Raw genomic sequence first — 12,021 nt, forward strand, 5'->3', positions numbered from 1 at the left:
GTGCTATCTCCTTCGCCGTATGAGGGCATCAACTGCAGCAACACCGCGACCTTCGGGAAGAACCATCAATGGATTAAGGTCCAGTTCCTCCAGGCGCACCGCATTCGTTACGACATATTCTGCCGTAGCTGCGACAGCGTCGACAACGGCTTCGAGATCGCCTTTCGGCCGCCCGCGATAGCCGTGAATTAATCTAGCAATCTTGAGACGCGAAATCGCAGCATAGATCTCGGTTTTCGTCGCGGGAAGCGGCAGGATGACGGAATCGTCGAGCAGTTCGACGAAAATACCGCCCGCTCCCAATGTCAGCGACAAGCCGAAGACCGGATCGCGGGTGGCGCCGACGATGAGTTCCGCGACAGGAGGACCGATCATCTTCTCGACGAGATAACCGGCGTCGCAGGCCATTGCCGCCGCCGCATCCGATACTGCCTTCGCATCCTTTAGATTGAGCACGACAGCTCCGGCCTCGGTCTTGTGCGCAATGCCGAGACCCTTGAGAACGACTGGGAAGCCGAGCCGTTCGGCCTGCTCTGCAGCTTGGCGGGAAGAAAAAGCCTGCAGCCCCCAGGGAACAGGGAGGCCGCAGGCGGCAAGCTCGGCCTTCGCCTCGCTCTCCGTCAGCGTCTCGATTCCACCGACTATGGGGGCGACGTCGAGCAGCGGCAGGGGAGGCGGGCTATTCCAAGCTTGACCAATGCCGGCGGCGACTTCCGCCGCCGTGATAGTTTCATCGATACCGGCGAAAGCGACGACGCCATTGGCCATCAGCCGGTTGGCGACCGGCTCCGGCATGTTCTCGGGGAGCGTCGCGAGCAGGCCGGCGAGCGCGCCGGTCGCAGAGGCCGCGGCAATGACGGCATCCGCTGTCGTTGCCCATTCGGACGCATCGCAGCGGTCGCCGCGAGGGAAATCGAGGACGACGAGATTGATGGCAAAGCCGCCTTCGAACATGGCAGTGAAGGCTTCGGTCTGCCGGACAAAATCGCCCCATACAAAGGTGTGATAGTCGAGCGGATTGGAAAGCGTCACCATCTCGCCGAGAACTCGCCGCAGACGCGGCAGCTGTTGTGGCTGCAGCGCAGGGAATTCAACATTGCGGCCAACGGCGGCGTCCGCCATCAGAGAAGCCTCGCCGCCCGAGCAACTCATGGACGAGATCGAATGGCTGGCGAGCGGACCTGCGACATGCAGCAGCTTCAGGGATTCCAGCAAAGCCGGCAAGGTCTGGACGCGGCCGAGGCCGAGGCGGGCCAGCACGGCATCGGCTACCGCATCGCTGCCCGCGAGCGAAGCCGTATGCGAGACGGCCGCATGTTTTGCCTGCTCGGACCTGCCGACCTTGAGAACGACAACGGGCTTCCTCGACCGGCGGGCAATGGCGGCCAGACGTTCAAGTGCAGCAAGATCGCCAAAGCCCTCAACGTGAAGGCCGACTGCCGTCACACGCGGATCCTCCATCAGCGCGCAGGCGACATCGGCGAGCGACGTCTGCGCCTGATTGCCTGCGGTAATCATATAGGCGATCGGCAGCCCGCGGGTCTGCATCGTGAGATTGATGGCGATGTTGGAGGACTGCGTCAGGATCGCGACACCCCGTTCGATCCGCTGCATGCCGTGCTGGTCGGGCCATAACAAGGCGCCGTCGAGGCCATTGATCAGCCCGTAGCAGTTCGGCCCCAGGATCGGCATGTCGCCGGCAGCCTCCACAAGAGCCTGCTGCAGTTCGGCGCCGTTGGCAAGTTCCGCCGTCGCCTCGCGGAATCCGGATGCATAGCAGATCGCGCCGCCCGCGCCCGCCGCAGAAAGGCGACGCACGATCTCGACGGTGAGCGTCCTGTTGACGCCGACGAAGGCGGCGTCCGGGGCCGAAGGCAGATCCGAGACGGAGCGATAACACGGCCGTCCGAGCACCTCATCGAGGTTGGGATGGACGGGCCAGATTGCGCCTGAGAAGCCCATTCGGTCGCATTGCTCGATCACCCTGCGCGCCTCGCGGCCGCCGAAGACGGCGATCGTTTGCGGTCTGAGCAGGCGGTCGAGCGGGCTGGATGTCATCGGCTCACGCTCCCAGGGGCCGAAGCAGGTCGCGGCTGATGATATGCCGCTGGATCTCGGAGGTGCCGTCCCAGATGCGCTCGACGCGGGCATCGCGCCAGAAGCGGGCAATCGGTAGGTCATCCATCAGGCCCATGCCGCCAAAGATCTGGATAGCCTCGTCCGTCACGCGGCCGAGCATCTCGGAGCCGTAGAGCTTGGCTGAAGCGATCTGGCGGTCAGCGGCAAGACCGGCGTCGAGCCGCCAGGCGGCCGCAAGCGTCAGCCAGTCGGCCGCGTCGATCTCGGTGATCATGTCGGCGAGCTTGAACGACACCCCTTGATTAGCCCCGATCGGACGGCCGAACTGCTTACGTTCGGCGGCATAGGGCAGAGCCATCTCGAAGACGCGCCGGGCTCGGCCGACGCAGGTGGCAGCAACCGTCAGTCGCGTGCCGTAAAGCCACTGATTGGCGATATCGAAGCCACGGTGAGCCTCGCCGAGCACCTGAGCCTGAGGTATGCGGCAATCTTCGAAGCTGAGCGTGCAGTTGTGGTAGCCGCGATGCGAAACGGAATCGTAGCCCTTGCGGATTTCGAACCCTGGCGTGCCACGATCGACGAGGAAGGCGGTGATTTTCTTCTTGATGCCTTTCGGCGTTTCCTCCTCGCCGGTGGCGGCAAAGACGATGACGAAATCGGCGACATCGGCATGCGAGATGAAATGTTTCGTGCCGTTAAGCACGAAATCACCGCCGTCGCGGCGAGCAGTGCACTTCATGCCGCGCATATCGGAACCGGCATCCGGCTCGGTGATGGCAAGCGCATCGATCTTCTCGCCGCGCACCGCCGGTAGTAAATAGCGCTCGCGCTGCTCGCCCTCGCAGGCCATCAGGATGCCGGAAGGCCGTCCGAAGAAGACCGTCAGGCCCAGCGAGCCGCGCCCGAGCTCCCGCTCGACCAGCGTGAAGGTGACGTGATCGAGGCCGGCACCGCCGACCTCCTCGGGAAAATTGCAGGCGTAAAAGCCGAGCTCGATGCATTTGCGCTGGATCTCGCGGCCAAGCTCCGGCGGGACCATCCCGGTCCGCTCGATCTCGTTCTCATGCGGATAGATTTCGGTCTCGACGAAGGCGCGGACCGTCTCGACGATCATCTCCTGTTCCTGGCTGAGAGCAAAATCCATATCGTCCTCCTACCGCCTCTGGCCGACGTGACGGCCGGCGCCCTCGGGCAGCGCCAGCTCCGCATGGGACGCGGCAATCGCCTTCACCCTGTCGAGCACCGCGGCCGGCGCCGCTACCGCCTTGCCCGCCTTGCTGTCGACATGCAGCAGCATCTGCTCGGCAGTTGCGATGAGCTCGCCCGTCGCCGTGTCGTGCAGGGTGTGGAAGACATGCAGCCGTTTCTCGTCGGCGCTCAGGATCTGGCAGGCCGAATGGATCGCCTGCCCGAGCTTCGCCTCGCCGAGATGGCGGATGTGGCTTTCCACCGTATAATAGCTGTGCCCCGCCTCGACATAGGCAAGGTCGACGCCAACGAGACGCAGCAGCGCATCGGACGTATCGCCGAAGACCTGAAGATAGCGGTGCTCGGTCATATGGCCGTTATAGTCGACCCAGGCGGGGCTCACCTTGGTTTCGACAAGCCGCAGCGGCCTCGAAGGATCGGCTGGCATGGCCTCGCCTCCGCCTTCTGCCCAGAGCGTCCGCTCGAAGTCCTTGAGCAGCTTGCCGGCGCCCCAGCCCTTGCCGCCGTCGCCGCCCTTAAGCGCCTGCAGAATGCCGACGAGATTTTCGTCGCGGATGCGTTCGAGTTCGCGGATCGAAAGGCCCGCCGCCTGCTCGTCGGATTGCCGGCCGATCTTTTCGATCAGCGCTTCGTCGAGATCGACGACATCGGTGAGCTTGGTCCAGGGCCAGGCGAGGCAGGGGCCGAACTGGGCGAGGAAGTGACGCATGCCGGCCTCGCCGCCGGCGATGCGGTAGGTCTGGAACAGGCCCATCTGCGCCCAGCGCAAGCCGAAGGAATAGCGGATGACGTCGTCGAGCGTCTCGACGGTGCAGATATCGTCGTGGATAAGCCAGAGCGCCTCGCGCCAGAGCGCTTCGAGCAGCCGGTCACCGACGAAGGCCTCGATCTCCTTGGCGATGTGGACGCCCTTCATGCCGATCGGCGGCAGTCTTTCCATCGTCGCCCGGATGGTCGCTGCCGAGGTCTTCTCGCCGCCGACGATTTCGACGAGCGGCAGCAGATAGACCGGATTATAGGGGTGAGCGACAAAGAGGCGTTCGGGATGCCTCATGTCGCGCTGCAGATCGGTCGGCAGCAGGCCCGAAGTGGAAGAACCGATCAGGGCGTCCGGGCGCGCAGCCGCATCGATCTCGGTCAACACGCCACGCTTGAGGTCAAGCCTTTCGGGCACGCTTTCCTGGATCCAGTCGGCGTCAGTGACGGCTTCCACCAGCGTCTGGCAGAAGCGGAGCCTGCCGCGCGGCGGCAGTGGCGCACCAGTCAGCATGGCATAGGCTTTTTCGGCATTTGCGATCACTTCGCCAACGATACGGCTCGCCTCCGGATGCGGGTCGAACACGTCGACGTCGATGCCGGCGAGCAGAAAGCGGGCGATCCAGCCGCCGCCGATAACGCCGCCGCCGATACAGGCCGCTTTGCTGATCTTGGTCATGATATCCTCAGCGCTTCGTCAGCTTCAACTTCTTGCGCACATCTTCCGGTCCGATGATCCGCGCGCCCATGCCTTCGATCACCTGCACCGCCTTTTCGACGAGCTGCGCATTGGTGGCGAGCTGGCCCTTGCCGACGAAGAGATTGTCTTCGAGGCCGACGCGAACGTTGCCGCCGGCAAGAACCGCTGCCGCCGGGTAGGCCATGGCATTGCGGCCGATCGAAAAGGCCGAGAAGGTCCAGCTCGGAGGCACGTTATTGACCATCGCCATGAAGGTGTTGAGATCGTCGGGCGCGCCCCATGGAATGCCCATGCAGAGCTGGATCAGCACCGGGTCTTCGATCAGGCCTTCCTCGGCAAGCTGCTTGGCGAACCAGAGATGGCCGGTGTCGAAAGCCTCGATCTCAGGCCGCACGCCGAGATCCGTCATCTTCTTCGCCATCGCCCGCAGCATGGCTGGCGTGTTGGTCATCACATAGTCGCCGAGGTTGAAGTTCATCGTACCGCAGTCGAGCGTGCAGATCTCCGGCAGGCATTCGGCGACATGGCTGACCCGCTCGCTGGCGCCCGCCATGTCAGTGCCTTTCTGATTGAGGGGTAGGGGGCTTTCGACATCCCCGAAGATCAGGTCCCCGCCCATGCCGGCCGTGAGATTGAGGACAACGTCGATATCGGCCGAGCGGATGCGCTCGGTGACTTCCCTGTAGAGATCGTTGCGGCGGCTGGCGGCCCCCGTTTCCGGATCGCGGACATGGCAGTGAACAACGGCCGCCCCAGCCTTGGCGGCGTCGATCGCGGAATCCGCGATCTGCTTGGGAGTGATGGGAACATGGCTGGATTTGGAAACCGTATCGCCGGCGCCCGTGACGGCGCAGGTGATGAAGACATCGCGGTTCATCGCTAGAGGCATGTTTTTGTTCTCCCGTCTTATCAGGCATTACGCGGCAGGATCGACGGAGATGCTTTGCATTCTCGGAAGTCGCTGATACATTTTCGGAACAATGGGAGGCGACCTTGCTGCAGCGATCGACGGAACGGCTCGATATCGATCTTCTCGTCCTGCCGGAGACGAACCTGATCCTGATCGCGTCGGTCATCGAGCCGCTGCGCGGTGCCAACCGCATCGCTGGCAGCGAACTCTATCGCTGGCGGCTCTTGACGCCGGACGGAACGCCGGTCCCGACCACCAGCCATATCGCCATCCCGGCTGAGGGCACTTTCCGGGCGACGACCGAGGAGACCCCGCTGTTCGTGCTGGCCAGTTACAACTGGCGCCGCAGCGCCACGCCGGCGCTGAAGATGCAGCTCTCGCAGGCAGCCCGCTACCGCACCATCATTGCTGGCATTGAGTCCGGCACGTGGCTGCTCGCCGAAGCAAGCCTGCTCGACGGACTGCCGGCGACCGTCCACTGGGAAGACTACGAGGATTTCGCCCTGGCCTATCCCGAGGTCAGGGCCGTCAAGGATCGTTTCGTCATCGACGGCAAGCGGCTGACGACATCAGGTTCGCTGCCGACCGTGGACCTAATGCTGGAGGTGATCCGGCAGCGGCAGGGTTATTCGCTGGCGCTCGAAGTCAGCCGGCTGTTCCGCTATGAACAACCTTCCTTCCATGCCGACGAAATGCTTTCTGCCGCTTCGGCGGGGCTGCGCGCGCACGATTCGCGCGTGACGCAGGCGGTGCATCTGATGGAGGAGCATATCGAGCAGCCCCTGATTCTTGCGCGGCTTGCCCGCAGGGTCGGGGTCAGCGCCCGGCATCTGCAGGATCTCTTCCAGCAGAGCATCGGCGCGCCGCCGCATGTACATTATCTCGCGCTGCGCCTGAACACAGCGCGCCGCAAGGTGATCGAGACGACGGCCTCCTTCGCCGACATCGCGGCCGCGACCGGCTTCAATTCGGCCTCCGCCTTTGCGAGAAGCTACCGGGCGAGTTTTTCAGAGAGCCCGTCGGAGACGCGGCGCCGCCTGCGCCGCCGCATCATACCATCGGCACCGTCATAGGCTGGAATGCGTCGCGCAGCATGTCGGCCAGTTCCCGCACCGCCTCACTGGAGCGAAAACTATTGCGGCGCAGTACGACCTTCGAGGAATCGACCGGCGGAAAGCCATCATCGGCGGTCAGTTCGCGACAGCCGGGCGGAATGCTGCTGCGGGAAAGCGTCGTGACGGCGAGGCCGGCAATCACGGCATTCTTCAGCCCCGAACCGGTATCGGCGATGAAGGCGATCCGGTAGCTGCGGCCGATCTGCTCCAGCGAGCGCAACGCAAAATCGCGTGACCAGGTCGAGTTGCGGTAGGTCGCAACCGGCAGGGGATCGATGTCGTGCAGCCGATGTACCATCGACGTGACCCAGACGGTTGGATCGACGCAAAGAACCTCGCCCTTGTTCTGGTCGCTCCAGTCAAAGACGACGGCAAGATCGAGTTCGTCCCGTTCCAGGGCGGCGAGGTTGCGGACCGTATAATCGCAGGAGACGGTAACTTCGACTGCCGGATGGCGAACCGCGAAAGCCGCAAGCGCTGCCGGCAGCACCGTCTGGCTGTATTCCTCGGGAATACCGATGCGCACCGGCCCGTCGAGCGGCTTGCTGCGGATCGTCGCGGCTGCCTCGTTCAGGAGATCGATGACCCTGCGGGCATAGGGCACGAGCTGGATGCCCTGGCGCGTCAGCAGCACGCCGCGGGCGCCGCGCTCAAAGAGGTTTTCGCCGATCGCGGCTTCGAGCCTCTTGATTTGGGTGCTGACCGCAGATTGCGTCCGCCCGATGCGCTGGGCGGCCGCCGAAAAGTTCGACGTCTCGGCGACAACAAGGAAGGTTCTGAGAAGGTCACTTTCAATCGGCTCTTGCATTGGCAGCCATAGAAAAGATCGATGACAGCTATCACTACTATTCGTTTGTCTAATGTCAATTCGTGGCGCAGAAATGAGCGGCGTTCGATTTCCTTCTTTGAGAATCTCTGCGTGACCATTGAAAATTCGGCTAGACACCTCGCAGGCAGCGAGCACGAGAAGGGTGTGCTTCTCATCGTTGCCGCGACACTCGCCTGGAGCGCGAGCGGCGTTTACTCGCGACTCCTCACCACCGACGTATGGACGGCGATCGCGTGGCGGTCGCTGTTCGGAGGCCTGTTCCTGTTGATCCCCTGCCTTTTCCTCGAAGGGGGCATCTCGCGGCGGCAATGGCGTTCCGTCTTCCATCCGTCCGGTCTTGCGATGATCGCATGCCAGACGTTCAGTCAGGGATGCTTCATCGGGGCGCTCTACATGACCACCGTCGCCAATGTGACGATGATCTATGCGACCACGCCCTTCATTGCGGCTCTGTTCGGCTGGCTTATCCTCGGAGAGAGAGTTGCCAGGCGGACGCTGATCGCCGGCGCCGTGTCCCTCTTCGGCGTCGGCGTCATCGTCGCCTCGTCTATCGGCGGCGGCACCGGCTGGGGCGATCTGCTGGCGCTCGGCATGACCGCGTCCTTCGCGCTCGTTATCATCATTCCGCGCATCGATCCCGGCGTGCCGAGCCTGCCGCCGACCGTCGTCAGCGCCTTCCTGACCCTCGTCATCTTCGCGCCTTTCGGCTCGGTCGGCTCGCTCGACCTGCACAACTGGATCGTCCTTGCCGCCTTCGGCGCCACCAATTTTTCCCTCGCCCTGGTGCTCTTCCTCGCCGGGGCAAAGCGGATGCCGCCGGCCGAGGCGGCACTGATCGGCACTATGGAAATCGTGCTGACGCCCTTCTGGGTCTGGCTGCTGTTTTCAGAACAGCCGCCCGTCGCCACTTATTTCGGCGGCGCGATCATCCTCGGCGCCGTGTTCTGGCATACCGCGATCGACTTCAACCGAGGCCGGCGGTCTTACGCTGGCTAGGGCAACCAGCAAAGCGCGTAGCGGTTTGCCGGGAAAAGCGCGAAGCCTATCCTCCGCCCCACCGGGCAACCGTTTGCGCGGGTCCTGTTCGCGCTTGCCGAGGCGCGTGACCTGCCGGCTGCAGTGACAGGCCGCGAACCCCAGTCTTACAGCGTCAGGGCCTTTCTAGCGAAAGAACGCGCGAAGCTGAGCGAAAAACCCGCTTGGTCTGGGATCTGCGATCCTTCGCACGCGGCGAGCGACTGCTGAGGCGCTGACGCTTTCACCAAAATGACAGAAGCAGACAAGCTCGTGCAACTGTTCGTCGCTGAGTTCGAAGAACCGTTTGGCTTCTCCATAGCTGTCATTTTCCATTCCGGCCGCCCGCAGAATGGCATCAGCGAACGCAACGGAGATCGGGGTGTCGTCACCCCGCAGGGCAAGCCGATCTGCGATCGGCTGATACTCTGTCTCGTGAAGCGTCTTCAAAAACGGTCTGGGGCTGCGTTCGAGACATTCGGCCCAGCGTTCAATGCGTTCGCGCCGTGTCAGTTCAAGGGGCTTTATGCTCGTGCTGATCTTCGCAACTGTTTTCAGCTGCTCCAGTGCATACTGTTCCATTCCGGCCTCCTATCCTCGGAAAAATAGACGGTCCGCTCCCAAAAACAGCGTGGCTCAGGACGCAGCCGATGTCCAATCACGATTGGAAACGGCGTCTGCCGCTGGCCGAACAGATCTGATTGCCGGAAGAGATGACGACTTTGCCGATTGTCGTCTTGAGGGGCACCCGTGTCGTTTTTTCGGGCTCTGTTTTTCGTCAGGCATGTTTTTCTTGTCACGTTCACGGCGCTGCCGCGCAAGCGAGCGACATGAAGTATGGCAGGCAGCCGCCGGCGCGCCGCCACGGTGGTAAAGGACTGAAATCCTCGGGAACGACCGGATAATTATCCGGAAAGATATCCAGATGGATCGAAAGGAGGTTCTGTAGCCCTAAATGAGCTCTTTTCGCAGCAGATCTACGGATTGCGGCGGGCGATGACGAGAGCGGCACGACAGGCCAGCCCTATCGTATTCACTCTCTCCTCAATCCAGTCTGTCCCCGCCTATCTGCGAAATTCGAACATCGCCCGATGCGGCGTGTGAATACCGGACTGCAGAGGAGGCAGGCCGGAGGAAGGCATTGCCATCGGCTGCATCGGCTGCAGATCGAGGCACTCAACAAATGGGAGGAATCCATGAGCAAGAATAGAGGCGTCGTCTATCTGAGGCCGGGCAAGGTCGAAGTTCGCGACATCGACGACCCGAAGCTGGAAGCGCCCGACGGCCGCCGCATCGAACACGGCGTCATTCTGAAAGTGATCTCGACCAACATCTGCGGCTCCGACCAGCACATGGTCCGCGGCCGCACGACGGCGATGCCGGGTTTGGTCCTCGGTCACGAAATCACCGGCGAGATCATCGAGAAAGGGATCGACGTCGAGATGCTCGACATCGGCGATATCGTCTCGGTACCCTTCAATGTCGCTTGCGGCCGTTGCCGCTGCTGTAAATCCCAGGACACTGGCGTCTGCCTGACCGTAAACCCGGCCCGCGCCGGTGGTGCTTACGGCTATGTCGACATGGGCGGCTGGATCGGCGGCCAGGCACGCTATGTCACGATTCCCTATGCCGATTTCAACCTGCTGAAAATCCCGGATCGCGACAAGGCAATGGCGAAGATCCGCGATCTCACCATGCTCTCCGATATTCTGCCGACCGGCTTTCATGGCGCAGTGCGCGCCGGCGTCGGCGTCGGCTCGACCGTCTACATCGCCGGCGCCGGCCCCGTCGGTCTTGCGGCTGCGGCTTCGGCTCGTATCCTCGGCGCCGCCGTCGTCATGATCGGTGATTTCAACAAGGACCGCCTGGCGCATGCGGCCAAGGTCGGTTTCGAACCGATCGACCTCTCCAAGAGCGATCGTCTCGGCGACATGATCGCTGAGGTCGTCGGCAGCAACGAGGTGGACAGCGCCATCGACGCCGTCGGCTTCGAGGCGCGCGGCCATTCGGGCGGCGAACAGCCGGCGATCGTACTCAACCAGATGATGGAAATCACCCGCGCCGCAGGCTCGATCGGCATTCCCGGCCTCTACGTCACCGAGGATCCGGGCGCCGTCGACAACGCCGCCAAACACGGCAATCTCTCGCTTCGCTTCGGCCTCGGCTGGGCCAAGGCGCAATCCTTCCACACCGGCCAGACGCCGGTGCTCAAATATAATCGCCAGCTCATGCAGGCGATCCTCCACGACCGCTTGCCGATTGCCGACATCGTCAACGCCAAGGTCATCCCGCTCGACGAAGCCGTCCAGGGATATGAGAGCTTCGACCACGGCGCGGCGACAAAATTTGTTCTCGACCCGCATGGAGAGGTCGCGAAAGCTGCCTGACGATAAAAGCATATCGTGCAAGAGTGTGCCGCAGCGCGCTTTTGCTCAAAACGGAGATGGCCGGACGAACCGGCCATCTCGCAGCAGTCACACGAAAATCCTTTGCCGGCTACTGGATGCTGAACGGGAAATACTTGGCGTTGATCATGTCATAAGTCCCGTCTTCCTTAATCGTCTTCAACGCCTCGTTCAGGCGTGCAAGGCGCTCCTTGTCGTCCAGACGCACCGCAATCCCGGCACCTTCGCCAAAAAAAGTAACGTCGACCAGATCCGGCCCTTTGAACGCGCAGCAGGTTCCCGCCTTCGTATTGGCGATCCAGTCGTAAATGGCGAGCTTATCCTCCAGGATAATGTCGACGCGCCCATCCGACAGGCCTTTGTACAATTCCGGCGACGACCGGAATACCGTCTTTTTCATGTCGGGATAGAAATGGTTGGCATAAGATTCCTGCGCCGTTGACGAGGTCACCCCGAGTTTTTTGCCATTGAGGGCGGCGGGACTGACGTCAGTGATCGGCGAATCCTTCCGCGCAATGAACACTGATGGGCTGTTGTAGTATTTCTCGGTAAAGGCGACCTTCTGGCGCCGCTCCAGGCTCATCGACATGGATGAAATGATCGCGTCGTATTTTTCGGCAATGAGATCGGGGATCATGTCGTCCCACTTCTCGATGATGAATTGGCATTCGAACTTGCCGGTCTCGCAGAGGGCATTGGCAATGTCGATGTCGAAACCCTGAAGTTTGTTATTCGCATCGAGATAGTTGAAGGGCGGAAACGCACCTTCGACGGCAATTCTCATCGGCATTCGCTCTTGCGCGGCCACCGGCAGCGGCGAAAACGCCAAAACGACACTCACCCCGCCTACCATCAGCGCGCCGCGCAATAAAGTGTGAATGGATATCAGCAACATCGCCGGAACCCCCTGGGCGTGATCGATCTCGCCCTATAGTGCGCCGCAGCCTTTAATTCTACGTGAACGCTTATTTGTTAGCGTTGACGAATGCGCCCGTATCGAGGGG

General features: G+C 62.2%; 10 protein-coding genes. 3 read left to right on the forward strand and 7 right to left on the reverse strand.

What is annotated here, in order from left to right; translation table 11 throughout:
* Window positions 1-3: 3 nt before the first annotated feature.
* The 4 genes from PYR71_RS06015 to bcoG are packed head-to-tail and all read right to left on the reverse strand — an operon-like array spanning window position 4 to window position 5,633.
* On the reverse strand, window positions 4-2,058 hold the full coding sequence (locus tag PYR71_RS06015) for an acetate--CoA ligase family protein (RefSeq protein ID WP_275618611.1): 2,055 nt from the start codon (window positions 2,056-2,058) through the stop codon (window positions 4-6).
* A 4-nt stretch (window positions 2,059-2,062) separates the two neighbouring features.
* The gene (locus tag PYR71_RS06020; protein WP_275618612.1) at window positions 2,063-3,223 is read right to left on the reverse strand and encodes an acyl-CoA dehydrogenase family protein; all 1,161 of its coding nucleotides are present in this window, start codon (window positions 3,221-3,223) and stop codon (window positions 2,063-2,065) included.
* 9 nt (window positions 3,224-3,232) lie between these two features.
* Complete coding sequence (locus PYR71_RS06025; protein WP_275618613.1) at window positions 3,233-4,723, reverse strand: carnitine 3-dehydrogenase; 1,491 nt, start codon at window positions 4,721-4,723, stop codon at window positions 3,233-3,235.
* Between the two features lie 7 nt (window positions 4,724-4,730).
* Window positions 4,731-5,633, reverse strand: a complete 903-nt coding sequence (gene bcoG, locus PYR71_RS06030; RefSeq protein WP_275618614.1) for a 3-dehydrocarnitine:acetyl-CoA trimethylamine transferase BcoG — start codon at window positions 5,631-5,633, stop codon at window positions 4,731-4,733.
* Window positions 5,634-5,737: 104 nt separating this feature from the next.
* On the opposite strand from bcoG, the gene PYR71_RS06035 reads away from it, so the two are divergent.
* Window positions 5,738-6,727 (forward strand): GlxA family transcriptional regulator, encoded by a 990-nt coding sequence (locus tag PYR71_RS06035; protein ID WP_275618615.1) that lies wholly within the window; start codon window positions 5,738-5,740, stop codon window positions 6,725-6,727.
* Here the strand turns inward: PYR71_RS06035 and PYR71_RS06040 are convergent.
* Window positions 6,705-7,577 carry a LysR substrate-binding domain-containing protein gene (locus PYR71_RS06040; protein ID WP_275618616.1) on the reverse strand — a complete coding sequence of 291 codons (873 nt, stop codon included), beginning with the start codon at window positions 7,575-7,577 and terminating at the stop codon, window positions 6,705-6,707. The genes PYR71_RS06035 and PYR71_RS06040 overlap by 23 nt on opposite strands.
* A 111-nt stretch (window positions 7,578-7,688) precedes the next feature.
* Between PYR71_RS06040 and PYR71_RS06045 the strand changes: the two genes are divergently transcribed.
* Window positions 7,689-8,594, forward strand: a complete 906-nt coding sequence (locus tag PYR71_RS06045) for a DMT family transporter (RefSeq protein ID WP_183918381.1) — start codon at window positions 7,689-7,691, stop codon at window positions 8,592-8,594.
* 165 nt (window positions 8,595-8,759) lie between these two features.
* Here the strand turns inward: PYR71_RS06045 and PYR71_RS06050 are convergent, their stop codons facing one another.
* Window positions 8,760-9,194 carry a hypothetical protein gene (locus PYR71_RS06050; protein ID WP_183918379.1) on the reverse strand — a complete coding sequence of 145 codons (435 nt, stop codon included), beginning with the start codon at window positions 9,192-9,194 and terminating at the stop codon, window positions 8,760-8,762.
* A 614-nt stretch (window positions 9,195-9,808) separates the two neighbouring features.
* Here PYR71_RS06050 and fdhA point away from each other — a divergent pair.
* The gene (gene fdhA, locus PYR71_RS06055; RefSeq protein ID WP_004674667.1) at window positions 9,809-10,999 is read left to right on the forward strand and encodes a formaldehyde dehydrogenase, glutathione-independent; all 1,191 of its coding nucleotides are present in this window, start codon (window positions 9,809-9,811) and stop codon (window positions 10,997-10,999) included.
* A gap of 109 nt (window positions 11,000-11,108) precedes the next feature.
* Here fdhA and PYR71_RS06060 read toward each other — a convergent pair whose 3' ends face one another.
* A complete protein-coding gene (locus tag PYR71_RS06060; RefSeq protein WP_275618617.1) occupies window positions 11,109-11,912 on the reverse strand; it encodes an ABC transporter substrate-binding protein in 804 nt (267 codons plus the stop codon).
* Window positions 11,913-12,021 lie beyond the last annotated feature (109 nt).

The organism is Rhizobium mulingense, from assembly GCF_029194105.1.
Taxonomy (GTDB): Bacteria; Pseudomonadota; Alphaproteobacteria; order Rhizobiales; family Rhizobiaceae; genus Rhizobium; species Rhizobium mulingense.

Excerpts from the sequence above, each read along its gene's own strand:
- PYR71_RS06015 (WP_275618611.1), bottom strand. The coding sequence starts at position 2,058 with ATGACATCCAGCCCGCTCGACCGCCTGCTCAGACCGCAAACGATCGCC.
- PYR71_RS06020 (WP_275618612.1), bottom strand. The coding sequence starts at position 3,223 with ATGGATTTTGCTCTCAGCCAGGAACAGGAGATGATCGTCGAGACGGTC.
- PYR71_RS06040 (WP_275618616.1), bottom strand. The coding sequence starts at position 7,577 with ATGCAAGAGCCGATTGAAAGTGACCTTCTCAGAACCTTCCTTGTTGTC.
- PYR71_RS06060 (WP_275618617.1), bottom strand. The coding sequence starts at position 11,912 with ATGTTGCTGATATCCATTCACACTTTATTGCGCGGCGCGCTGATGGTA.
- PYR71_RS06050 (WP_183918379.1), bottom strand. The coding sequence starts at position 9,194 with ATGGAACAGTATGCACTGGAGCAGCTGAAAACAGTTGCGAAGATCAGC.
- PYR71_RS06025 (WP_275618613.1), bottom strand. The coding sequence starts at position 4,723 with ATGACCAAGATCAGCAAAGCGGCCTGTATCGGCGGCGGCGTTATCGGC.
- fdhA (WP_004674667.1), top strand. The coding sequence starts at position 9,809 with ATGAGCAAGAATAGAGGCGTCGTCTATCTGAGGCCGGGCAAGGTCGAA.
- bcoG (WP_275618614.1), bottom strand. The coding sequence starts at position 5,633 with ATGCCTCTAGCGATGAACCGCGATGTCTTCATCACCTGCGCCGTCACG.